The following is a 23,812-nucleotide window of genomic DNA, read 5'->3' as shown; positions in this document are numbered from 1 at the left end:
CGGTCAGTGCAGGATGGTGAGCACGATGCCGAGCAGCACGCCGCCGATGGCCACGATCTTCTGGCGGATGAATCGCTCGGTGAAGAACAGGGCCGACAGGACGAAGACCATCACGAGGTTCGTGCGCCGCAGCACCGAGATCACGGAGATTTGCGCGCCGTCCATCTGGACCGCCGCCAGGTAGATGTACTCGGCGAGCACGTAGCACAGGGCGATGGCGGGCACGGCCCAGTTGCGGCGCAACAAGCTGGAGATCTCCAATTGCCGAAGGACCCAGGGCAACAGCAGCAGGGCCAGCGCCCCCCGCTGGAGCGCCGAATACGCCTGCACCGCGGCCAGATCCATCCGCAGGTTGGCCAGGATGTGCTTGTCGTACAGCGCGTTGGCCGACGACAGCAGCGTCGCGGCCAGCATGCAAAGCACCCACAGGTTGCGTCGGAAACTGATGCCTTCCCGCCGCCCGATCAGCGAGAACAGGTAATACGACGCCATCGACACCGCCAGCCCCAGCCACTGCCACCAGCCCAGGGTCTCGGAGAGCAGCAGCACCGCGCCCAGGGCCGTCCAGAGCGGTCCGCTGGCGCGCACACCCGCCGAAATCGACAGCGGCAGGAACTTGACCGAGTAGTACGACAGGATCCAGGTCACGACCATCATGGTGGACTTGGGCAGCAGCGCGATCTGCTCGTGCGGCGCGAGCGGCTCGGGCGCGAGGCCCGCGGCGCGCAATGCAGGCAGCCATTCCACCGGGACGCAGAAGAATGGCAACCAGAGCATCGCGCCCAGCACCGAGCACCAGAAGACCACCTCCAGCACGCCCTTCTCCCGCAGCGCGAGCTTGGTCAGGAAGTCATAGGTCCCGAGGACCAGTCCCGCGAGCAGACCCAACGCAATCCAGGTCATGGAAACTCCAGCCGGGCGGACTCAGGCCGCGAGAAATCCACCGTCGACTGCGATGGCAGCGCCGGTGACGAACGAAGCCGACGGGCTGCACAGCCACATCACCGTGTCGGCCACCTCCTGCGGCCGGCCGACCCTTTGCATGGGCAGCCGCGCGGCCCAGGCCTCGGTCCCACCGGAGACCTCGCACGAACGCACGAGCATGTCGGTGTGCACCGGCCCCGGGGAGACGGCATTGACGCGCACGCCATGGATCGCGGACTCGATGGCCGCGGTCTTGGTGATGGCCCAGGCCGCGTGCTTGGACGCCGTGTAGGCCATGGTGCCCGCAAGGATCGTGCGATGCGCATGCACGGACAGGTTGGCAACGATCGCGCCGCAGCGGCGCTCGTACATGGGCCGCAGGAGGTGCTTGAGGCAGAGCATGAGCCCCGTGCAGTTGGTCCGCAGGACCCGCTCGAAGGCGTCGACCTCCTGTTCGATGACGCTGGACGCCGACCCGACGCCGGCATTCAGAAAAGCGAAGTCCACCGGCCCCATGGCGGCCCGCGCGCGTTCGCACATGGCCTGCACCTGCCCTTCGTCCGCGACGTCGCACACCACGGCGAGCGCCGAACCGCCGGATGCACGGATCTCCCGAGCAGTCTCCTCACACGACGCCGCGGAGCGCCCCGCGACCACCACGCGGGCGCCCGCCTGCGCGAACGCCAGCGAGGTCGCCCGGCCGATACCGGTGCCGCCGCCTGTGATCAGGACCACGCGGTCCTGGCAGAAGTCGCTCATGCCGGATCCCCCGCCCAGCCGGCATCCCGCGCCGCTGCCACTGCGAGCTCCGCGTCGTCCCTGGACGATGCGCCGCTGATGCCCAACGCCCCGATCACGGCTCCCCGCGACACCAGGGGAACTCCACCCGCCAAGGGAAGCGCCCCAGGCATGGCCAGGTAGGAGGCCCGCCCCTGCTCGAGGCTCTCCTGCATGGCCTGGGTGCTGCGGCGAAACGATGCCGCCGTTCGGGCCTTGCCGATCGCCAGGTCGACCGAAGCGGGGAACGCATCATCATGGCGCCGGAACGCCAGCAGCAGCCCCGCTGCGTCGACCACGGCCACCGCAACCTGCAGCCCCCGGCCTTGGGCGGCATCCGTGGCCTTGGCCGCAACCTCAAGCGCCTGTTCGTCGGTCATGCCGTGCACGCCAGCGCCTCGGAGGGCGCGCCGGCCATCTCGCGGGCCGCAGCCCGGATTTCGTCGGGGCGCAGGTCGTTGATGAACGTGCACGCACCGATGCCGGCCGGTATCGGCAGACGCTGCATTCCGTCGCGGTGACGCATGGTGTCGGCCAGGGCTTCTTGCAGCATCTCCGGATCGCCGAAGAACCGATGGTCCAGCGGCAACTCCATCGCCTGCATGACGGCCAGAACGCGGTGCGTCTGCGCCATGGTCATCAGGCCGCGCTGGGCGGCGATGCGGCACGACAGGAGCACATCGAGTGCGACGGCTTCGCCGTGCAGCAGTTCCGGCAGTGCACGCATCTCGAGCAGTGGCGCGAACGAGTGCCCGAAATCCACCGAACGCTCCAGCGTGGTCTCCCAAAGGTTGGGGGCAAGTTCCTCGAGCATTCCATGCACCGCGCGCGAGATCACCTCCGGTGCCACGATGCCGTCCTGGAAGGCGGTATCCAGCAGCATGCGGCCGTGGCGCTCCAGCAGGTCGAAGAGCCGCGCGTCCTTGATGACGGCCAGCTTCAACAGCTCACCCATGCCATTGGAGAGGTCGCGCCGCTCCACGGTGCGCAGGAACGTGCGGTCCAGCAACGATCGCAGGGGTGGGTGGTACGAGCCGAGCCGGTTGCGCCGCCCCATCGCGTTGATGCCGGTCTTGATGCCCACGGCCGCATCCCAGAGCGCCATCGCGTTGGTCGGCACCTTGATGTACGGAATCCCCCGTCGATAAAGGCCCGCCGCGAAGCCCACCAGGTCCAGCAGGACGCCACCACCGATGGCGATGACCGGCTCGCTGCGGCGCAGTACCCCCTCGCGCTCGAAGTGGCGCAGGATCTCCAGGGCCACGTCCATCTCCTTGACCTCTTCCGAGACCGGCAGCACCAGTGTGTGCAGGTCGATGCCATGGCATTGGTAGTAGCGGCGAATCCGGGCTCCGTGGAGTTCGTGGACGCGCTCATCGATGACCACGACGTGGCGGGACGCTCCGCCGGCAGGACAGCAGGCATCGAGAAACGCCTTGTTCGCGCTGTCGAACAATCCATCCAGCAGCCTGACTTCGTAGCCTACGTTCTGGATCGCGCGGACCTGCCAGGAACTCTGATCCCGCCGGCCCAGGTTGCCGGCGGACGCCTCCCCATGCGCTCTATCGTTCATGCTCCCCACTCCCTTTTTGTTGGTCGTGCGGTGAGCGTAAGGCTCTGCGCTCCCTGGATTCTTGAGCCTTGGCCGTCGATTCTTGAGGCCCGTGCGTCAATCCATGCGGCTTGGGCCGTGGCGGCGACCTGGGCCGGGACATTTCGCATCGAAGGCCCTCCCCGCCCGGCTGGACCGCCAGGCCCCGCAGGCACCTGCGATAGGGCAACGACGGATGGCTCAGGCAGGCGCGGACGGCCGATGCAGCCGCCGGACGGGATCGTCCTGGTGCAGGTGGACGGCAAAGGTGTCCCAGGGCGGTGCGACCTGGATCTGCTTGAGGATGCGCCCCACCTCGCCGCGGTGGTAGGTGCCGTGGGTCACGACGTGCAGCAGCATCTCCTGCCGCGTCATGCATCCCTTGTCTCCATCGGTGAACGTGAAGGCGATCGACTCGGCAAGCTGGCTGTCCGGAACGGTTGCGACGAATTCCAGGTACCAGCCGTCGAGGGCTGCCAGGGCCGTGCGCAACGTTTGCGGCGTGGGCGTGTCCGGGGTGTTGTTGGCGGCGAAGCCATGGGGCACGCCGGTCAGGTGTCCCTTGAAGATCAGATTGACCACTAGGCAATGGTTCAGGACGCGCAGGGCGGCGTGTCGCGCCTCGGCCTGGCCTGGGTCATCGATGTCCTCCAGGGCCCGCAGGAATGCGTCGTGGGCCCAGGCCTGGTAGCGGAGCATCGAAGAAAAAATGGCGGCAGCGGTCATGGTGGGGTCGATGGTGTGGGAGGGGTGGACGGAATTCGATGCACTTCGGTTCAGCCGGTGGCCGGGTGCCCGAGTTGCTCGAGTCCGTCCACGCAGGCTTGCAGGGACTCCCGCGTCGTATCGTGGCCACCCGAGATCCTCAGCACGCTGGGCAGTCCCCGGGCCCGCATCTCGAGCGGCGTGAACTCGAAGGGACTGACGGCGGTCTCCACACCCGCGCGCTGCAGTTGCTCGTGCAAGTACGCCGCCGGATGCCGATCGCTGTGCAGCGTGACGATGCCCGACATCGGGCGGGACGACAGGGTATGCACGCGAAGCCCCGAAAGACCCGAGAGCCGCTCGCGCAGGAACCGGGCCCGGTCGCACAGTTCGCGCTCGATGGTCTCGATGCCCGATGCCTGCCACTGCGCGACGGCCGCGCCCAGGCCCAGGCGCAGCGCCATCGACGCCTCCGCCGCCTCCAGCCGCCGGGCGCCCGCGCGGTAGGCGGGCTCGCCGGCCTCGCTCCAGGGCCGGGCGCGGTGGTCGGCCATCGGCGGCTTCAACTGCGCCGCGAAGCCGGGGTGGACGTAGACGAAGCCCGTGCCGCGCGGGCCGCGCAGCCATTTCCTGCCGGGCGCCGTCAGCGCCGAGCAGCGCAGCCTGCCGACGTCGACGGGAATCTGCCCGACGGCCTGCGCGGCATCGATCAGGTAGGGCGCGCCGAATCGGGCGCACAGCGCGCCGATCGCTTCGGCGGGCTGCACCAGGGGGCTGTTGGTGGAGACCCAGTTCAGCGCCACCAGCCGCACCCGCTGCTGGCGCAGCAGCACCTCCAGCGCGCCGAGGTCCACGGCGCCCTCGGCATCGCTGGGAATCTCCTGGAGTTCGATGCCGCCGCGCGATGCGAGGTGCCGCAGGATCCCGAGGTTGCCACCCCATTCGTTGCGCGCCACCAGCACCCGGTCGCCGGCCTGCCAGCGCATCGCGCCGACGATGCGGCCCCAGCCGTCGGTGTTGCCCTGGGTCAGGGCGATGTCCTCGGCCGCCGCGCCGACCACGCCGGCCAGCCGCTCGTAGACGGCGTCGATCGCCTGCTGCGCATGCCGCGCCGCGACGTAGCCGCCCCACTGCCGCTCGGACTCCATGAAGCGCTGCATCGCATCGAGGGCGGCCTGTGGCAGCGGCGCGCAGGCGGCATGGTTGAGGTAGTGAAGAACGGCCGGGCCCGGCACGCGGTCCGCGTTCATGGCGCCCCCTTGTCGGAGGCCAGGCAAGCCGTGGCCGACACGGTCAGCAGCGCCCCCCGCTTGGGCAGGGCGGCGACGCCGAAGACCGTGCGCGCCGGGTACGGAGCCTTGAACCTCCGGGCGAAGGCGCGGTTCATCTCGGCGAAGTCAGCGGTATCCACGAGATGCACCTGGACGGCCACGATGTCCGCCGCGCTGCCGCCGGCGTCCTCCACGAGCCGGATCACGTTGTCGAACGCCTGCCCCGCCTGTTCGTGGGCCGTCGTGCCCGCCAGTTCGCCAGAAGCGGGATCGATGCCGGGCGTCCCGGAGACGAAGACGAGGTGGCCGGCCCGCACGGCATGGCTGTAGGGGCCGATGGGGTCGAACAGTGGGGTGTCAATGGCTTCGCGGGGCATGGTCGTTCTCCGGGTGTTGGGATGCCGTTTCGGTGGAAAGCTCTTCGTCCAGCGCCAGCATCGCGCGCGCCAGAACCCGCGCGCCATCGGCCACGGCGGCTTCGTCGATCCACTCCTCGGGGCAATGGCTGCGTCCCTGCAGGCAAGGCACGAAGATCATTCCGACCGGGCCGGCGCTGGCCACATGCATCGCGTCATGCCCCGCGCCGCTGGGCATGGCGCGACAGGGCAGATCCAGGCTGCGGGCCGCCGACTCGATGGCCCGCATCACGGCCGGCGCGCAGGCCACGGGCGGCGTCGCGCTCAGCAGTTTGGCCTCGGCGCGCACCTGCAGCCTGCGCAAGTCGCGCTCGCACAGGGCCATGGCATGCGCGACGAACTCCTTCAGGACGACCTCCGAGTCGCTGCGGACCTCCAGCGTCAGCTCGACCCGCCCTGCCACCGTGTTGGCGGCATTCGGCACGGCGTCCAGCCGGCCCACGGTCGCCACCACGTAGGCATTGGAGCCCTCGTAGCTGTCGGCCAGCGCGCGGACGGCACCGATCACGATGGACGCGCCGGCCATCGCATCCCGGCGGACCGGCATCGGCGTGGTGCCGGCATGGTCGGCGCGGCCTTCCACGGTGACGCTCGCCCGTCGGATGCCGACGATGCGGCTGACCACGCCGATAGGCAGCTGCGCGGCTTCCAGCACCGGTCCCTGTTCGATGTGCAATTCGACGAACGCGGCCACGCCCTGGTGCAGGCGCGAGCAGCTCTCCAGCTGGTCGGGCCGGGCGCCGGCCCGGCGCATCGCCGCCGCCAGGGTTTCGCCCGTGGCATCCGCCAGCTCCAGCATCGCGGGCGCCAGGTGCCCGCCGAAGGCGCGGCTTCCCACGCAGGACACGCCGTGGTCGGTCGGCTCCTCGGCCAGGAAGTCGACGACCTCCATGGGATGGAGCGGGACCCGTCCGGCCTCCCGCAGCGACTGCAGGACTTCGAGGCCGGCCAGGACGCCCAGGGTGCCGTCGAAGCGCCCGCCCCGCGCCACGGTGTCGCAGTGCGAGCCGGTGACGATGGGCCGCCGATGGGGTTGGCGGCCTTCCAGCCGGCCGCAGAGATTGCCCGCCGCATCGAGCTGCACCCGCAGCCCCGCCGCCTCGAATTCGCTGCGCAGCCACTGCCGCGCCCCATGGAACTCCGGCGAGAACGCCCGCCGCGTCCATGGCATGCCGGGCACGGTGAACGTGGCGAGGGTCTGGAGCCTTTGCCAGAGGCGTTCGGATTGGATCTCGGGTTGCATGGACATGGGGGCAGGAGCGATTGAAAAAAACGATCGAATCGGACCCGGTATGCTGCGTTGCCGTACCCGTTCAAAAAAGAACCTGCGGCTTATGGAGTCCATCAGTGCCACTTGGGTGTCCCAGCTCAACCTGGACCAGCTCAAGAAATTCGCGCTCGTCGCCGAGCTCGGCAGCTTCACGGCGGCGGCGGAACGGCTCGAACTCACGCAGCCGGCGATCAGCCAGCAGATCCGGCTGCTGGAGCGCGAGCTCGGCGTGCGGCTGCTCGAGCGCGTGGGCCGCAGCGTGTCGCCCACGGCCGCAGGCCGGGATCTGCTGGCGCACCTGCCCGGCATCACGGCCGCGATCGATGCCGCGATCAGCGCGGTCAGCGCCCACGCGGCCGACATCCGCGGACGGGTACGGATCGGCACGGGCGTGACGACCTGCCTGTACCTGCTGCCGGACATCCTGCACGCGCTGCGGGCCGCCCATCCGAGGCTCGAGCTCATCGTGAGCACGGGCAACACGGAGGACCTGGTGCGCCGCGTGGAGGACAACACGCTCGACCTGGCACTCGTCACGCTGCCGGTGGCCTCGCCGCTGGTCGCCGCCACCGCGGTGCTGGAGGACGACATCGTCGCCGTCCGGGCCCCGGCCCAGCCGCCCTGGCCGGAGCGGATCAGCACCTCGCACCTGATCGATGCCCCCCTGGTGATGCTCAATCGCGGGACCTCCACGCGCCATCTGATCGACGAATGGCTGCTGCAGGGCGGCGCCCTGCGCACCCCCACCATGGAGCTCGACAGCGTGGAGGCGATCAAGGCGGTCGTGGCCGCCGGGCTGGGGTGCAGCCTGCTGCCCCGCATGGCCGTCACGGGCAACGGGCACCATCCCGGGCTCGAGCTGCGACCCATCTCGCCGCCCCTGCGGCGCACGCAGGCCCTGGTCTTGCGCAACGACAAACCCCTGTCCTCCGCCCTGCGCACGGTGGTGGATGCGATTGCCGCCGCGGGCTGATCACGCCGCCGGGCATCACCAGCGGTAGGTGGCCGACAGCGTCGCTCGCCGCGGCTCACCGTAGTAGCAGCCTCCATAGGCATCGCAGTTGGCGATGTAGGTCTTGTCGGTGAGATTGCGCAGGTTCAGCGCCACGCTCCATCGCTCGAAGTCATAGCCGAGCAGCGCGTCGAACACGGTGAATGCGGGGACCTTGTGCGGCGCGACAGCCTCGCCATTGCCGCGGTTGGAGCCGGTGTAGCGCGCGCCGATGCCCGCCTTCAGGCCCGATGCGAACCGGTAGTCCACCCAGATGGATGCCTTGTGCCGGGACATGGCGATGAGCTGCCTGCCGATCTCCTCGGGCTTGGCGCTCGCCGTGACATCCGCCTTGGGCGTGAAGGTGTAGCTGGCCACCAGGTTCAGGGCGCGCAGGGGCTGGGCCTGGGCGCTCAATTCCAGCCCGCGCACCTGCACCTCGCCGGTCTGTCTCGGCGCGAACGAGGGGTCGTAGGTGATGTAGTTCTGGCGGCGCAGGTCGAAGACGGCGGCGCTGTAGCTGTCGTTGCGCCCCGGGGGCTGGTAGCGAACACCGGCTTCGTACTGCCGGCTGGTCTCGGGCTTGAAGGGCCGGCCCGTGGCCGGATCCATGGCGCCCCCGATCGGCAGGAACGACGTGGTGTAGCTCACGTAAGGCGCCCACCCCTGCGGCGCCAGGTAGACGACGCCACCGCGCGCCGAGGCCTTGTGGTCGGAAACCCGGGTGCTGGCGGCAGGCTCGCTCAGCCGATCCTCGACGGCCGTGCGCGCGGTGTCGTAGCGGCCGCCCAGCGTGATGACCCAGCGATCGCGCCACTTGATCTGGTCCTGCACGTACAGGCCCGTCTGCGTCAGCCGCGTCGCCGTGTCCTGGTAGGGGTCGGGCAGCACCACCGGCTGACCGTAGACCGGCTGGAACAGGTCGATCGAGGGCGCGCTGCCGTTGCGCGCGACCGTGTCGAAGGTGCTGCGCTGATGCTCCAGGCCCAAGAGCACCTGGTGGCGCCACTCGCCCAGCCGCAGCGTGCCCTGCAGCTGGTTGTCGATGGCGAAGCCACGGGCTTTCTCGCGGGCCGCGAAGACCCCACGGGTGGCCCGCCGGAAGTTGGCGGGAGCGAGCGGATCGCTGCCGTCCACGACCTCGTAACCGTTGACGGACACTTGCGCCAGATCGACGTCCAGGCGGCCATAGCGCGCGTTCTGCCGCACCGTCCATCCGCTGCCCAGGTCGTGCTCGAACGCGTAGCCGAGCGCCCACTGGTCCTGCTCGAAATGGTCGAACCCGGGCTCGGCGGACGAGAACGATGCCGGCACGGTGGTGCCGGCCGGCGTGGGATACAGGCTTCCCTCCGCCCTCCGCCCACGCGTGTACACGCCCGAGCGCACGCGCAGGTAGTGGCCCTGCAGCACCAGGCGGGTGTCGCCAGAGGGCCGCCACGCCAGCGACGGAGCGAGGTAGGCCCGGTCGTCGCGCATGCCGCCTGCGGGCAATTCGGCATCGCGCAGCAGTCCGGTCACGCGGTACAGCAGCGTCCCCGCTTCGTCGAGCGGTCCCGAGAAATCCCCCATCACCTGCTTGCGCCCATGGTCTCCCCACTGCAGTTGCAGTTCCCGCTGCGGGTTCGCGGTCGGGCGCTTGCTGACGACGTTGACCGTGCCGCCCACATTGCCCATGCCGTAGAGGACCGACGCCGGGCCGCGCAGGACCTCGATGCGTTCGGCGGCATAGTTCTCCGTCTGCCAGACACTCCAGGTTCCGATGTTGCGCAGTGGCAGGCCATCGAGGTAGAAGCCGGGGGAATAGAGATCGAAGCCGCGCAGGGTGAGCCAGTCGAAGCGGGAGTCGGTGCCGTTTGCGGCAACGTCGACCCCTGGGGTGTAGGCCAGCGCGTCGCCCAGCCGGGCCGCGCCCATCGCCTCGATCTGCTCGGCCCCCACCACGGAGATCGACTGGGGCGTCTCGGACAGGGGCGTGTCCGTCTTGGATCCCGCGGCGCTGCGGCGGGCGACGTAGCCCACCACCGGCCCGTCCGCGGACTCCCGGGCCGCCTGCGCCGTGACCACCACGGGCTGGAGCGTCACCGCGGCTCCCGCCGTGGTTGCCTCGATCGTGGCGAGGTTGCCCTCGAAGCGCCCGCGCAGTCCGCTGCCCTCCAACAGGCGGTCCAGCGCCTCGCGCGCACTCAGGTCGCCGGAGACGGCCGGCGCGGACTTGCCGGCCACCGCGGCCTGGCGCACCGCCACCTGCATGCGGGTCTGCCGCGCCCAGGCATTGAGCGCCTGCGCCAGGGGCTGCGCCTCGATCCGCACCTGCACGGTGTCCCCGGGTCGGGCCCCGGCACTGTCCGCCTGTGCATGCAGGGCGGGGCTGCCGATGGCGAATGCCAGGGCGATGGCAAGCGGCAAGGGCCGCGCGCAGGAGGGTCTCATTTCGATGGGTTCCAGGCTGGTCTCGACAAGGTCGTCCCTGTGAAGACGCAGCCGGGCCCGCCCACCCTGTAGCAGGGTGGGGCCGGCCCTGTCGGTCCACCCCCTGCGTGACCGCCGGCGTGACTGCCGCCCATGGCGGCCGCCCCCGGCACGCCTGCACACCGCATGCATTTCCGCGCCGACCCCCAAAACCCCCGCGGCTTGCGCGCCGCACGCGCGCCCGGCACCCTGCAGGAGATCTCCCTGCGGAACGTAACCAGCACGCAACTCCCGTGCGGTCATCGGCGATAATGCGAGGAATTCGCATCCCCCGCCAACCACCCTCTGCCAACGCCACACATGACGCCAGCCAGTGAGGGAACACCCCATCCCCCACTGCATTGGCCGTCCTGTCGTGTTCGAACACTACCGTGAACTGCTGAACTTCCTGGCGCTCAAGGTACGCAGCCGGGACGCGGCCGCCGACCTGGCGCAGGAGAGCTTCGCGCGCGTCTATGCGGCGCAGCGATCAGGCTCGACCGTGCGCGACCCGCGCGCCCTGCTGTTCAGCACCGCGCGCAATCTGCTCGTCGATGCACACCGGCGCGCCAGCGCCCGGTTGCGCGCGGCCCCGCAGGATCCGGCCGAGGACATGGTGGAGCCCGACCAGTTGGCCGGACCCGATGCGCTGGAGCCCGAGATCGCGCTCTCGTCGCGCCAGCGCTTCGAAGTCGTCGCGGGCGTCGTGGACCGGCTGCCTCCGCGCTGCCGCAAGGCCTTCATGCTCGTGAAGTTCGACGGCCTCACCCACGCGGAAACCGCCGCGCGCATGGGCATCACGGTAAAGACCGTGGAGATGCAGGTCCAGATCGCCCTGCAGGCCTGCCGGAACGCCCTGGATGCGCTGGACGCCGCGCCAGGCAACGCCCGGGGCGGCAAGATGCGGGCGAAGCCGGTCGACTCCGAGAACTAGAAGTGCCGCACGCCATTCCGAATACAGGGTTGACGCCCGGCCATGCGTCTTCACCGATGACCCCACCCGCATGCCCGCGATGAACCCCGCCCCCGACGATGCCCGGCGCCTGCACCAGGAGGCGACGCAATGGTTCGTGCGCCGCCGGGACGCCGGCTGGCGGACCGAGGACGAGCGGGCCTTCCAGGCATGGCTGGGCACCGACCCGCGGCATGCCCCGGCCTACGAGCGCTGCGGCGCCCAATGGACGGAGCTCGATGGCATGCCGGGCGACCTGCTGGCGCGCCTGCGCCGCGACCTCGACGGTGAACCGCGCCGGGGCGCCGAGCCCCCGCGAGCGGCTGACGGCTCCCGCAGACGCTTCCTCGCATGGCCGGCGATGTCCGCAGCCACGGTTGCAGCGGCGGCGGTCGTGGCCTGCGGGGGCTACATGGCCTGGCAGCACTTCCTGGCCCAGCCGCTCTCCGCACAGGCGTACCGTACCGAGCGCGGGCAGCAGCGGAGCGTCCAGCTCGCCGACGGCTCGCGGCTGCGGCTGGACACGGCCACGCGCCTGGAGGTCACCTTCTACCGCGGGCGGCGCGAAGCGCGGCTGCTCGACGGCCAGGCGGAATTCGAGGTGCAGCCGGACAAGGACCGTCCCTTCCAGGTGCTCGCGGGTCCCCTGCAGGCGACCGTGGTCGGCACGCGGTTTTCCGTGCGGTACACGCCGGAAATCGGCCCCGGCGCGAGCGTCGCCGTGGAGGAAGGCAAGGTGCGGGTGACGGGCAGCGGCGCCGCGGGCGCGGCCCGGGGCGGGCGTCCGGAGCCCGTCCTGCTGTTGACCGCAGGCCAGCAGGCGGAGGTCGACAGTGAGGGGACGCTGGGCCCCCTGGCAGCGGTGCCGGCGGGCGGCATCGCCCCATGGCGAGAGCGGCGCGTCAGCTTCGTCGACACGCCGCTGGCCGAAGCGCTCGCCGAGCTGGAGCGCTACCGCGACACGGGACTGCGCGTGCGCGACCCCCGGGTGGCGGCGCTGCGGCTCTCGGGCACCTTCGATCCGATGGACCCGGGCGGATTGCGCCGGGCCCTTCCCCGCGTGCTGCCCGTGCGCCTGCGCGAGCACGATGGCGTGGCCGAGGTGCTGCCCGCGAACTGAGCCCTCCCATCCAGCGGTCTTACAGGGTCGAGGCGCGCTCTTGCGTCAACACAGGGAACGCGCATTTCTTATCCCTGGAGACCCCTGAATGCACCGCCTGCCACCACGCCCCCTGCCGATCGCCATCGCCCTGGCCCTTGCCCTGGGCAGTGCCTCGCTGCAGGCGCAGCCGGCCCCCGCCCCCCGTGCGGACACACCGGGCGCGGCCCGCGAGATCCGGATCGCCGCGCAGCCCCTGGCGCAGGCCCTCAACGAATGGGCACGCCAGACGCGCATCCAGGTGGCCGCGCCGCAAAGCGCCGTCGCCGGCAAGACCGCGCGCGCCGTGTCGGGGAGTTTGAACCCGCGCGAAGCGCTGGAGCGGCTGCTGGAGGGCAGCGGGCTGCGGGGCCGTTTCGAGGGCAACCTGGTGACGATCGAACCGGCCCCCACGCCCCCTCCTGCTGCCCCGCCGACGGAACAGGTGCTGCAGACCGTGACCGTGACCGGGACGGCCACGCGGCTGCCCAGCGATCTGCCCAAACCCCACGCCGGCGGACAGGTCGCCCGCGGGGCCCGCCTCGGCCTGCTGGGCAACGTCGACCTCATGGATACGCCCTTCAACGTCACCGCGTACACGGCCGAACTGATCGAGCACCAGCAGGCACGCAACATCGTGGACGTCCTCGCCAACGATCCGTCGGCGCAGGCGGGCGGCCCCCGGAGCTTCGACAATTTCTACATCCGGGGCTTCGCGGTGAACCGCGAGGAGATCGGCTTCGACGGCCTGTTCGGCATCTCCAGCGCCGAGGGCAACCTGCTCCAGGGCATCGAGCGCGTCGAGGTGATGAAGGGGCCGAGCACGCTGCTCAACGGCAGCGCCCCCAGGGGCACGGCCGGAGGCGCCATCAACCTCGTGCCCAAGCGGGCGGACGACACGCCGCTCACGCGGCTCACCACCAGCTACCTCGGCGAGGCCCACGGCGGCGTCCACCTGGACATCGGCCGCCGCTTCGGACCGGACAACGCCATCGGCGTGCGCATCAACGCAGCCTACAACGACGGACGCATGGCCGCGGACCACGAGTCCCTGCGCTCGCACAACCTCACCGCCGGTATCGACTACCGCGGCGAGCGCGTGCGGCTGAGCGCCGACCTCGGCAGCAGCGCCCAGCGACTGGACGGCGCGCGCAGCAACTTCTTCGTGGCCTCGCCCACGCTGCCGGCCGCCCCCGACGGCAAGACCAACGTCTGGCCGGCCTGGACCTACCAGGACAAGGAACACCGCTTCGGCGTGCTGCGCGGCGAGTTCGACCTCTCCGAGAGCGTGATGGCGACGCTCGCCTACGGCACGGCCACCTCGCAGCGGCGGATGATCGAAGCCTTCTCCGTGCTGGCCGATGCCGCCGGCACGCTCAACGCGTCCGCGAACGGACTGCACGAGCGCAACGAGCGCCGCAGCGCCGAGGCCAGCTTGCGGTGGCGTTTTAGCACCGCTGGCGTCAAGCACAACGTGGTGCTGGCGGCGAACCACTTCAGCTCGGACCTGAAGAACTTCCAGCCGACGATCAACTACGGCTACACGTCCAACCTCTACCGGCCGGTCGATGCACCCTCGCCCGGCGGCGGCCTGCTCGACCAGCCGCTGGTGCAGCTCGGCGAGACCACCCTGAACAGCGTGGCGCTCACCGATACCCTGGGCCTGCTCGATGGCCGGCTGCTGCTGACCCTGGGCGTGCGCCAGCAGAAGATCCAGGCCGACGCGTTCAACTACGCGACGGGGGCGTTCGAGTCCAGCTACCAGCGCAGCAGGACCACGCCGGCGATCGCGGCGGTCTATAAGCAGACTGAGCGGTTGTCGTTCTACGCGAACTACGTGGAAGCGCTCTCGCAGGGAGCGACCGCGCCCAGCACGGCCGTGAATGCCAACGAGGTCTTCCCGCCTTTCGTGTCCAAGCAGGGCGAGGTCGGCGTCAAGGTGGACTGGGGGCGCCTGACCACCACGCTGAGTGCCTTCGAGATTCGCCGTCCGAGCGGCCTGCTCGACGCGTCCAACCGCTATTCGGTCGATGGCGAGCAGCGCAACCGGGGCGTCGAGCTGCAATGGTTCGGGGAACTGCAGCGCTCGCTGCGCGTGCTGGGGGGCGCCACATGGACGCGTGCCCGACTCACCAAGACCCAGGGCGGTGCCAACGACGGCCGGCAGGCCGCCGGCGCGCCGCAGTGGCAGCTCAAGCTCGGCGGCGAATGGGACCTCGCCGCCCTCCCCGGACTCACGGCCACGGGCCGCGTGATCCACACGAGCTCGCAGCCGCTGACCGTGGACGATTCGGTGCGCCTGCCCGCCTGGACGCGGCTGGACCTGGGGCTGCGCTATGCCACCCAGTGGAATGGCAGGCCGCTCGTGCTGCGCGCCATCGTGGAGAACGCCGCGAACCGCCGCTATTGGGATTCCGTCCCGGCGTTCCAGGTCGCGACCTACGCGGCGCCACGCACGTTCCTGCTGTCGGCGTCGATGGACTTCTGAGATGGGCGCGCAGCGCCCCCGTGCGGCCCGGTGGCTGTGGGTCCGGGGGGCCTGGCCTGCGCATCGTTCCTCATCGTGGCCGGCCTCACGGGCAGCCTCCTGGCCTTCGGCCCCGAGCTCGATGCCTGGCTGAACCCGCACCTGTTCCGAAGCCCCGCACGCGGGACCCCGCTGCCCTTCGACGCGCTGGTCCAGCGCATCGAAGCGGCCGATCCCCGGGTCCAGGTGGACTATCTCACGGTGCCGAAGGTGCCGGGGCAGGCCGCGTTCGCCTTCGTCTCGCCGGCCCAGTTGCCGCATCGTGCGGATGCCCTGGCAGCGCCAGCGGGCTTCGACCAGGTGTTCATCGACCCGGTCAGCGGCGCGCTGCTGGGGCAGCGCCAGCGCGGCGCCTGCTGCCTGCAGGCCGAGAACCTCTACTACTTCGTCCTGCGCGTGCACCACAGCCTGTACCTGCCGGGGCACTGGGGATGGTGGTTCATGGGCGCCGTGGCCATCGCCTGGCTGCTGGACAGCTTCGTGGGCCTGTACCTCACGCTGCCGCTGAAGTCTCCGCTGTGGCGCAAGTGGGGGCCGGCCTGGCGCATCAAGGCCGGGAGCGGGGCCTATCGGCTCAACGTGGACCTCCACCGCGCGGGCGGACTGTGGCTGTGGTTCGCGCTGATCGCCCTGGCCCTGAGCAGCGTCGCCCTCAACTTGAAGCGCGAGATCTTCCTGCCGGTGGTGTCGTGGTTCTCGCCGGTCACGCCGACACCCTTCGACACCCCGCGCCCCAGCCCGCCGCGCGCGCCCATGCTGTCCTTCGAGGACGCGCGCCGGCGCGCCGACGCGCACGCGCACAGCCAGGGCTGGAGCGCGAGGACCTCCGGGGTGACGTGGGTCCGCTCATCGGGCATCTACCTCGCGCTGCTCTGGCCGTCGCACTACGACCGCGGCGCGGGGCTGGGCGAGCCCATGCTGTACATCGACGCGGCCACCGGGCAACTGCTGGGCCAGAGCGTTCCGGGGCACGGCAGTGCGGGGGATGTCTTCGCGCAGGCGCAGTTTCCGCTGCACAGCGGGCAGATGGGCGGGCTGCCCGGGCGGATCTTCGTCGCGGACATGGGGATCGCGATCGCCGTGCTCAGCATCACCGGGATCGTGATCTGGGCGCGCAAGCGCGGAGCAGCCGCGCGGTCCGCTGCGCTGACGCGTCGGACCTCGCGGCGCGGATAAGTGCTGTGGCGGATGGATTGGGGCGAAGCCTCTGGCATTTGCCGGGGGACGCGAGCATCGCACTTCGGTGTCGCGCCCCACCTCGTATCGAGACTACCGAATTCATTAAGACGATCGGATGTTCAAAGCGGACTTATTCCTTTGAATGCACTGAACTTCTCAATATCGGCACCTGCTTTCCGAAAGAACTCCATTGCAGCATCGAAATCTTCGAAAACTCTTCTCTCTTCAAAATCACCATAATCATCAATCGCATCCATTTTCGATGAATCGATGGAGAATTTGTAAACCAAATACTCCCCTCCCACTCCTTTCATAGCGTATTGATTAAAGAACTCAATGCCTTCTTGGCTTACCTTCTCGGAATAGCCTCTAGTCTTCCCTTTGCCCATGGCATCGAGCAATGACTCAAGATCCAAATCAACCTCCTGCGCAGAGGGACAGTAGCGACTTTGCTGGACAACCGAATACTGAGCCATACGAAAAAAATGGCGCAGACCGGATGATGCACCTGCCCGAAAATTATCTGCAAAACTCAGACTCCGACGCCTTGTAAAAAAACAAAGCCTCTTTGAGTCTTGAATTGTTTCTCGGAGTGGCCTGACAGCGCTTCACGAAAGCACTGTGCAGTCAGTTTTCCTTTGCTTTCTGCAGTGCCACCTCAAACATTTTCATGTTTTGATAGTTGTTGTCCTTGTCGCGAGCCTTACTCCATTTAGCAAATGCTTCCTTCCACACGACCAAGCCAGCCGCCGTCAAGTCATCCGCAAGAACAACCAGATCCTTTTTGACAATCCCATCACTATCCAGAGGGTCAAACTTGATCAGGCCGTTGCTTTTGAAGAACAGAAAAATGGCCGTGCATTTCTGAAGAACCTGTTTCTTGTATTCAACATTCTTACTGGCCCCATAGATCGTCTCCATATGGAATATTTCATCCATCAAAACCTCCGTTCATTCCACCCTGATAACCCTAGATGTCCCTTCAACAGGAACCAATACCTTACTGCCGGGCAATCGAACAAAAGTGCCACCTTGATTTCTGATAGCCCGCTCCTTCGATAGCTGCGCAGTTTTATCCGCACTCTTGCTAGTAACCTCGACGGGTCGCCATTTTCCATCTTTTCCTTTGACAACATAGTCAATATTTCTTCCCGTTCCGTCACCACCACTACTATTGTCCCTGACTCGCTCCCCTTTCGCGTTACGAAGGGCCCTCTCACGAAGAACATTGTCTTTTCCAAAAACTGCTCTTAACTTTGCCCCAACGCGTTCTTCGCGTCGCGTCCCATCGATTTTTTGCTGTATACACGCCCAACCCAGAGGATCGATCCATGCAATCGGATTTGGCGCGTATTGGTGCAGATTGAGGCCACCCGCCAGCCCGATCGGATCGGGCGTGGTGAAAGCTCCCAGATCCGGGCTGTAGTACCGAAACGTGTTGTAGTGCAGCCCTGTCTCTCTGTCCAGGTACTGCCCCTGCATGCGCAGGTTCTGCGGCATCGGTGAGGGACTCGCCTGCGCTTGGTGCCCAGTCTCGGCCACCAGAGCATCCACAGGCCGGCCAGCGGCATCGAACGCCTGCCAGTGCTCCTGCACGGTCGCACCCCAAGTGCGGAACTGAGCCCGCCACACCAGGTTGCCCTGTGCGTCGCTCATCTCCTCGGGCTGACCATTGGGCTGGACGTGAAAATAGTAGATCAGCGCCGTGGCGCTGCCCGGTGGACGACCCGTCGGCGGTGGTGATGCACCATGTTCGTCCTGCGGGTCGTTCGCGGCCGCGACGTTGAACCGATCGCTCCAGTCCGGGTTCGTGTTCGGGACCGACGCCTGCTTGCCCGCCCGCGTATCGTGCCCAAACGCATGGCGCGCAGCCGGATGCGCCTCGATTGCGCCCGCGCCATCGATCCGGGCCAGTGGAACGTAGCTGTCCGGCTCATAGAGGTACGTGGTGCATTGCTCACCTCTGCGTTCCTGCAGCAGGCGCATGCTTTCCCAGGTGAAGAGCGTCGCGCCGAAGTCGTCCTCCTTGGCCACGCGCCGCCCAATGGAATCGTAGTGATAGCGGAACACCTGCCGCAGAGGTTCGCCGTCCTTGCCCGCACGGATCACCGCCGCATGCGTCATGCGGTGCTGTGCGTCGTAGCGGAAGTGCTGCTCTACATGCGCCCCGATGCGCAGGCGGATCAGGCGACCGAAACCATCGTAGTCGTAGCGCTTGTCCTGCAGCACCTTGACCCGGTTGTGCCGCACCCAGCCCCGGCCCTGGGTCGCGAGGCTCTGGGCCTCCAGCGCGCCGATGCGGTTGCCGGCCGGGTCGAAGTGGAAGTTCTCCTGCAGCGCCGGATGGCGTTGCGTCAAACTGCCCACGATGCGCCCGGCCTCATCGTAGCTGCGCACGGTCGTCCCATGGCTACTGTGTTCCTCGTGCACGAGTTCGCCGTTGGCGTCGTGGCCGTAACGCTTGAGCAAAGTGTCCTCCAGGCCCGGCTGGCGCAGGCGCGCAGTCCAGTCCGCGTCACCGGGGTTCCAGACGCCCGGCCCCCCAGTGCCGCTCTCCACACGCAGCAGGGCCGGACGCACCCAGGTTGCGGTGCGCCGGCCCACGCCATCGTGGGCGAAGCGGCTCGCCAACCGCCCCTGCGTACGCAGCACTTCGCGATGCAGGCCGTCACGCTCGAAGTCACTCACGACGATGCCGTCCAGGTTGATCTGGTGCAAATGCCCACTGCCATAGTGCAGGTAGTTCACCGTGCGGCCATCAGGCATCACCGTGGCGATCCGGTTGCCCAGGGCGTCGTAGGCGTGCTGCAACAAGCCGGCATGCGCCCCGCCGCTTTCACCGATGGCGCACACGCTGTCCTCCCGCAGCAGTTGCCCCAGCCGGTCATACTGCCACGCGTGCCGCGACAGCCGCCGGCCCGCGGGAGTGAGTTCCTCGGTCTCGGCGAGTTCGCCTGTGGGCGTGTAGCGATAGGTCAGGTGGGCCTGCAAGGCCATTGCCTGGATCTGCGCTCGCGCATCCGTTTGCACTATGAAGATGCGCTTGCCCACCAACTGCCCAGCCTCGTCGCGCTCCAGGCGGGTATGAATGGGCTGCACGGGCGCGTGGCCCGCCACGTCATCCCAGGCACCCGGCGGCATGGGGTACTCGGTGATGCCGACCACCTGCCCGGCCGCGTCCCGCTCCAGCGCTTGGTGTGAGCCGTCAATGCGCGTTTCGCTCACCTGCCGGTCGGCCGCATCGTAGGCGAACTGGTAGGTCTGGCGGTTCTCGTTGACCAGCGCCGCGAGGCGGTGCGCCGCGTCGTAGCCCAAGTGGATAGTGCTCGCCAGCCCGCCGACAGTGCGCGTGCGCCCGAGCAGTTGGCCACGCGCGTTGTAGCTGTAGTGGGTGGTACGGCCCAAGGCATCGCTGGCCTGCACACATTGTCCCGCCGCGTTGTAGCGCCAGGCGTGGCTGGCGCCATCCGGAAGCGCGATGCGCAACAGCCGGCCCAGCGCATCGTGTTCGGTGCGCGTGGTCTGCCCCAGGGCGTTGGTCTCCTCACGCAGGTGCCCCCGTTGGTCGTAGGCGAAGCGTGTAGCTTGGCCCGAGCAGTCAGTGAACACTGTCGGCAGGCCTCGCGCATCCCACTGCAGGCGCTTGCGGCCGCCATGCGCATCGGTAATGACAATGGGCAAGCCTTGGTCGTCGTTGGCATAGGTCGTGGTGTGACCCAGCGGATCGGTTTCCGCGAGCAGGTTGCCGTGGTCGTCGTAGCGGTAGCTCCAGGCGCCACCCGCGGGATCGATACTGGACTGCAGCAGGCTCGCTGGCCCGGGCGTCCATCGCCAGCGCTGAGTGCGCCCCAGGGGATCGGTTTCCGCGACGGGATTGCCGGTGTCGTCGTAGGCCCAGGCGGTGGCTTGGCCGAGCGGATCTACATGGCGCAGAAGCTGCCGCAATGCGTTGTACTCCTGCTTCCAGGTAGCGCCGAGGGCGTCTGTGTATTCGGTGATTTCGTGGTCGCCGTTCCAGCGCCAGCGGCACGTGCGGCCCTGGGCATCGGTGACCTGGGTGGTGCGGGCGGCCAGGTCGTAGGCGAGACGATGGTCCGCGCCATCGTCCGTCCAGTGGCGCACGACGCGCCAGTGGGGGCCGCTGCGCGCGCCGAGGTCCGCATCAAAGCGCTGCCAGGCGTAGTGGCAGTTCAGCCCCGTCGGCAGTTGGTGGTGCACCAGATGGCCCTGCTCGTAGGCGAAGCGGCGCACTATCTCACCGTTGCGGTCGGTGACCTGCGCCAGTTGGGCCTGCAGGCTCCGGAGATCGCCGTGGTGCTCGTAGCGCGCCAGTACCTCGGGAGCCTCGCCTTGCGCCCCTATGCGCAGCGCGATCTGGCGCAGGCGGCGGCTGTCCGGAAAGTACTCGAAGGCCAGCAGCCGACCCGCGCTGTCGGCCAGATGCGCGAGGCGGTGCTGCGCGTCGTAGCGCAGCGCGTGGAAATTGCCGTTGCGGTCCTCCACGCGCCGCAGTTGCAGCACCCCGCCGCCTGCGATGCCGCCCGGCAGCGCATCCTGCGCCTTACCGAACCATTGGTAGTGCCCCTCCGCAGTGACGGCCAGGTAGTCGCCGCCTTCGCTGCAGAGGATGCCCATGCCCTCGGCCACGCTGAATTGGCCTTCGCCGGGCGGTGGCGCATCGAAGGTGATGTCCCGCCCGTCGCCGTCGAAGTAGGTGATCGTGGCCACACCATCCGGACCGGTCCCTAGATGCAACTGCTGGCAGTAGGGCGTGCTCCAGCCCTGCCCGAAGGGTCCCTGGGGGCGATAATCCAGGCTGTTGTAGATACGCTGCCAGACGATGGGCAACACGCCGGGCAGCACGAAGTCCAAGTCCTCACCATCGCCCAGCAGCTTGGCACCGGAAGCCACGTGCACCGGACGGCCAAGGATCGCCGGAAGCGTCATCGCCGCGGAGCCTGCCGCCTGCGCAGCCTGCAGGATGCATGGCACGCTCTGGAGGACCGCCTTGGGGTCTCGCGCCAGGTTCCACAGGCACTTTATGTTCTTGTAGAAGCGGCGAACCTCCAGCGCGAAGAGCAGCCCTCGCAGCCAGATGCTGGCCTCTTCGTCGTAGTCGCGCACGGTGGCCGGCGCGCCGCCGATGAAGACGTTCGACGAACCTTCGTGGATGGCCGCGCCGCAAACCACCCTGTCTCCCTTGCGCGCGGCCAGCGCGTCGTTGATGAGCGTCTGGCGCGGCCCTTGCGCCGCGCCCTGGGCGATGAGATTGACGGGTCGGACATGATGATCGCTGCAATACACTTCGTCGAGTGGCACGGCATCGGTGGCCCGGGCGGCCGGGCGGCCATTGATGAACACATCCGGCGAGCCCGACGTGATCTTGCCCTTGACCTCCCAAGTCTCCGGCACGATGTAGTCGGCGATCTTCTCGCCGATGTTGCCGCCCGCCACGCTGACCGCAAGCGTGGCCAGCGCACCGGTCGCGATCACCGCCCCCGCCAGGATGGGAGCGGCCAGTCCGCCAGAAACGACCGTCCCCACCGCCGACAGGCCCGCAGCCACGCCAGCGGCAATGGTGCCTGCGCACACGGCGCCCAGGACCGCCGCTCCGGCGGCGATGCCCACCACCTTCGCCAGCAGGCGCGAATTCGCGTTGCTGTGCGCGATGGGGTCATTGCGGCGGGCGGCGGCGGGATAGGTGCTCATGAGTGACCGTCAGGAAGGGAAATCCACTTGAGGGCCTCGAGCGCGACGGCGCGCGAGGGGAAACGTGGCCATCACGCGCGCGGCTGGAAGCTGTCGCAGATGGCACGCCAACGGGTCTTTTGCGCCTCGGTGAAGGGAACCACCGATGCCCCTGTCAGCACCAGCACGCCGGACTGGTCGGCGAGCAGCCACGTGCGCTGGCGCTGGTGGACGGTCTGGCCGTTCTGGCGGAACGTCTGCACGCACTCGAGCGATGCCAGGCCCCTGGTGGGAATGCCCGTGTCGCCCAGCCGCTCCTCCACCTTGAAGTCCTTCACCTGTGTGGACACCGCTTTGAACTGGCGCTCCATGTAGGCGTTGAAGCTCTCGCCAGCCTCCAGGCGGTCCCGCGTGGCAATGAGGCTCATGTCCAGGCCGCTTGTGCCGGTCATGAGCATGTGCATAGTGTTGTCGTGGAGGCCATCGGGCAGTTCGAAGCTGCCTTCCTGCATCTGATAGCGCATATCGTGCTTTCGTTGGGATGGAGGGGATACGCCACGTCCAGCGGTCGATCGGAGGAGACGCAGAGCGCGCGCGGGCTCCTATTCAGGCGCTGCCGCCGAGCAGTTGAGCTGGATCGGCACGCCGTAGAGGTCGAGCAGTTCGGAGAGCTCAATCAACCCGTTCTTTCCCCGTATCACGACCTTGCCGTCGTTGGTGAGCGTGATGGAGGCGCCATCGCCTTCCTTGCCGGCCGTGAGCGTGATCGTGGCCCCGGCCTGCAGGCGGATGTGCTGACCGGCCTTGACGAGCACCGAGTCCTCGGTGGCCTGCAGGTTGACGTTCTGCTGGCCGACGATGGTCGCGGTGTCCGTGCGCGAGGCCAGGGTGGCGTTCTGCTGGGCGGTGAGGTTCAGGTTGCCCGTCTGCGCATCGGTGGCGATATCGCCTGCGCCCACCGTGGTGCGCTGCCCGCCTTCGGAGACGTGGGTCAGCATGCCGGCCTTGGCGAGTTGGGTGAGCTGCGCGCCGCTGGAGACCGTGATGTGCTGCGTGGCGTGCATTGAGGCGCTTTGCCCGGAACTGATGACGATGGGCTTGGGGCTAATCAAGCTCTGACCCTCCGGACTCACTATGGAGACGATGGGCTGCGTGATGTCGCGCGACAGTTCGCGCAGCGCCTGCGACTGCGGCATGGCCGGATCCGTGTCGGACGGCAGCACCGCTTCCGGCCCGCCGCCGCTGCCTCCGTGCCCCTGGAATGCCGAGAGCGCGGCCGCCGCCTTGGACAGCGTCGCCGACGCAGCCTGCCCGCCGGTCATGGCCGCGATGCCGGCGCCCAGTTCCATCATGTGCGAGGTCTTGAGTGAGTTGAGTGCGCCGATGTTCGCGTCCAGCGCCTGGGCCGCCTGGCTGGCCTGCTGCATGAGCGACGCCGTGCCGGCCAGCCCTGCTCCCAACTGCTCGAAGCCGTCGGGGTTGTTCACCGACACCCGGGACGTGAAGTCCTGGTTGTAGGTGGTGATGAGCAACCCCTTGTCCGCACGGATCGAGCCCCACAGGTCGGTGCGCAGCTCGAAGCCGTAGCCGCGCTGCGAACCCGAGCCCTGGTGCATCAGGTAGCCCATGTTCAGGTACGTGTTGCCGTAGGTGTTGGACAGCTCCAGGTGCTCGATGCCCTTCTTGTCCTCGAAGCGCAGCATGCTCGCGCCGCCGCCGCCCTTGCTCCAGTGCGTGAGCGTGCCGGACTGGGTCTTGTTGTCGGGCAGCTTCCAGGGCGGCATCTGGTCGGCGTTGTAGACGCGGCCGGTGATGAGCGGGTAGTCGGGGTCTCCGTTGAGGAAGTCCACGATCACTTCCTGCCCGATGCGCGGCAGGTAGATGCTGCCGTAGTTCTGCCCGGCCCAGCCGTGCGAGACGCGGATCCAGCAGCTC

General features: G+C 68.4%; 19 protein-coding genes. 5 read left to right on the top strand and 14 right to left on the bottom strand.

Going from position 1 to position 23,812, the window contains the following annotated elements:
• Positions 1-3 precede the first annotated feature (3 nt).
• The 8 genes from AX018_RS11970 to ertE form a co-directional block, all read right to left on the bottom strand.
• On the bottom strand, positions 4-903 hold the full coding sequence (locus AX018_RS11970) for an EamA family transporter (protein WP_111877514.1): 900 nt from the start codon (positions 901-903) through the stop codon (positions 4-6).
• Positions 904-924: 21 nt separating this feature from the next.
• Positions 925-1,683, bottom strand: a complete 759-nt coding sequence (locus AX018_RS11965) for an SDR family NAD(P)-dependent oxidoreductase (RefSeq protein ID WP_111877513.1) — start codon at positions 1,681-1,683, stop codon at positions 925-927.
• On the bottom strand, positions 1,680-2,081 hold the full coding sequence (locus tag AX018_RS11960; RefSeq protein WP_111877512.1) for a GlcG/HbpS family heme-binding protein: 402 nt from the start codon (positions 2,079-2,081) through the stop codon (positions 1,680-1,682). Before AX018_RS11960 ends, AX018_RS11965 begins: the two co-directional genes overlap by 4 nt.
• Complete coding sequence (locus AX018_RS11955; protein WP_111877511.1) at positions 2,078-3,274, bottom strand: sedoheptulose 7-phosphate cyclase; 1,197 nt, start codon at positions 3,272-3,274, stop codon at positions 2,078-2,080. Before AX018_RS11955 ends, AX018_RS11960 begins: the two co-directional genes overlap by 4 nt.
• A gap of 219 nt (positions 3,275-3,493) precedes the next feature.
• Positions 3,494-4,018, bottom strand: coding sequence for a DinB family protein (locus tag AX018_RS11950; protein ID WP_111877510.1), 525 nt, complete (start codon positions 4,016-4,018; stop codon positions 3,494-3,496).
• Between the two features lie 50 nt (positions 4,019-4,068).
• A complete protein-coding gene (locus AX018_RS11945; protein ID WP_111877509.1) occupies positions 4,069-5,247 on the bottom strand; it encodes an aminotransferase class V-fold PLP-dependent enzyme in 1,179 nt (392 codons plus the stop codon).
• Positions 5,244-5,645, bottom strand: coding sequence for a RidA family protein (locus AX018_RS11940; RefSeq protein WP_111877508.1), 402 nt, complete (start codon positions 5,643-5,645; stop codon positions 5,244-5,246). The genes AX018_RS11945 and AX018_RS11940 overlap by 4 nt, the downstream gene beginning before the upstream one ends.
• Complete coding sequence (gene ertE / locus AX018_RS11935) at positions 5,626-6,933, bottom strand: N-carbamyl-l-glutamate amidohydrolase ErtE (RefSeq protein WP_111877507.1); 1,308 nt, start codon at positions 6,931-6,933, stop codon at positions 5,626-5,628. The genes AX018_RS11940 and ertE overlap by 20 nt, the downstream gene beginning before the upstream one ends.
• Before the next feature lie 85 nt (positions 6,934-7,018).
• Here ertE and AX018_RS11930 point away from each other — a divergent pair, with 85 nt between their 5' ends.
• Positions 7,019-7,927 carry a LysR family transcriptional regulator gene (locus tag AX018_RS11930; protein ID WP_111877506.1) on the top strand — a complete coding sequence of 303 codons (909 nt, stop codon included), beginning with the start codon at positions 7,019-7,021 and terminating at the stop codon, positions 7,925-7,927.
• A 15-nt stretch (positions 7,928-7,942) separates the two neighbouring features.
• On the opposite strand, the gene AX018_RS11925 is transcribed toward AX018_RS11930, so the two are convergent.
• On the bottom strand, positions 7,943-10,375 hold the full coding sequence (locus AX018_RS11925) for a TonB-dependent siderophore receptor (protein WP_111877505.1): 2,433 nt from the start codon (positions 10,373-10,375) through the stop codon (positions 7,943-7,945).
• Between the two features lie 394 nt (positions 10,376-10,769).
• Here AX018_RS11925 and AX018_RS11920 point away from each other — a divergent pair, with 394 nt between their 5' ends.
• The 4 genes from AX018_RS11920 (at position 10,770) to AX018_RS11905 (ending at position 16,186) form a co-directional block, all read left to right on the top strand.
• Complete coding sequence (locus AX018_RS11920) at positions 10,770-11,327, top strand: RNA polymerase sigma factor (RefSeq protein ID WP_111877504.1); 558 nt, start codon at positions 10,770-10,772, stop codon at positions 11,325-11,327.
• 79 nt (positions 11,328-11,406) lie between these two features.
• Positions 11,407-12,465: a FecR family protein gene (locus AX018_RS11915; RefSeq protein ID WP_111877503.1), complete on the top strand. Its 1,059-nt coding sequence runs from the start codon at positions 11,407-11,409 to the stop codon at positions 12,463-12,465.
• A gap of 88 nt (positions 12,466-12,553) precedes the next feature.
• A complete protein-coding gene (locus AX018_RS11910; protein WP_111877502.1) occupies positions 12,554-14,971 on the top strand; it encodes a TonB-dependent receptor in 2,418 nt (805 codons plus the stop codon).
• Positions 14,972-15,001: 30 nt separating this feature from the next.
• Positions 15,002-16,186, top strand: a complete 1,185-nt coding sequence (locus AX018_RS11905; protein WP_111877501.1) for a PepSY-associated TM helix domain-containing protein — start codon at positions 15,002-15,004, stop codon at positions 16,184-16,186.
• A 122-nt stretch (positions 16,187-16,308) separates the two neighbouring features.
• On the opposite strand, the gene AX018_RS24780 is transcribed toward AX018_RS11905, so the two are convergent.
• The 5 genes from AX018_RS24780 to vgrG all read right to left on the bottom strand — a co-directional run.
• Positions 16,309-16,665, bottom strand: a complete 357-nt coding sequence (locus tag AX018_RS24780; RefSeq protein ID WP_211322418.1) for a hypothetical protein — start codon at positions 16,663-16,665, stop codon at positions 16,309-16,311.
• 151 nt (positions 16,666-16,816) lie between these two features.
• Positions 16,817-17,128: a hypothetical protein gene (locus AX018_RS11900; protein ID WP_170146236.1), complete on the bottom strand. Its 312-nt coding sequence runs from the start codon at positions 17,126-17,128 to the stop codon at positions 16,817-16,819.
• A gap of 12 nt (positions 17,129-17,140) precedes the next feature.
• A complete protein-coding gene (locus tag AX018_RS11895; protein ID WP_111877499.1) occupies positions 17,141-21,898 on the bottom strand; it encodes an RHS repeat-associated core domain-containing protein in 4,758 nt (1,585 codons plus the stop codon).
• A 71-nt stretch (positions 21,899-21,969) separates the two neighbouring features.
• Positions 21,970-22,401, bottom strand: a complete 432-nt coding sequence (locus AX018_RS11890) for a DcrB-related protein (RefSeq protein WP_111877498.1) — start codon at positions 22,399-22,401, stop codon at positions 21,970-21,972.
• A 78-nt stretch (positions 22,402-22,479) separates the two neighbouring features.
• Positions 22,480-23,812 (bottom strand): type VI secretion system tip protein VgrG (gene vgrG / locus AX018_RS11885; RefSeq protein WP_146749296.1); only part of this gene is annotated, 1,333 nt, incomplete at its 5' end.

The sequence above is a fragment of the Paracidovorax anthurii genome, from assembly GCF_003269065.1.
Taxonomy (GTDB): Bacteria; Pseudomonadota; Gammaproteobacteria; order Burkholderiales; family Burkholderiaceae_C; genus Paracidovorax; species Paracidovorax anthurii.
Note: the sequence above shows the minus strand (reverse complement) of the source record. Positions and strands in the feature narration are given on the sequence as shown.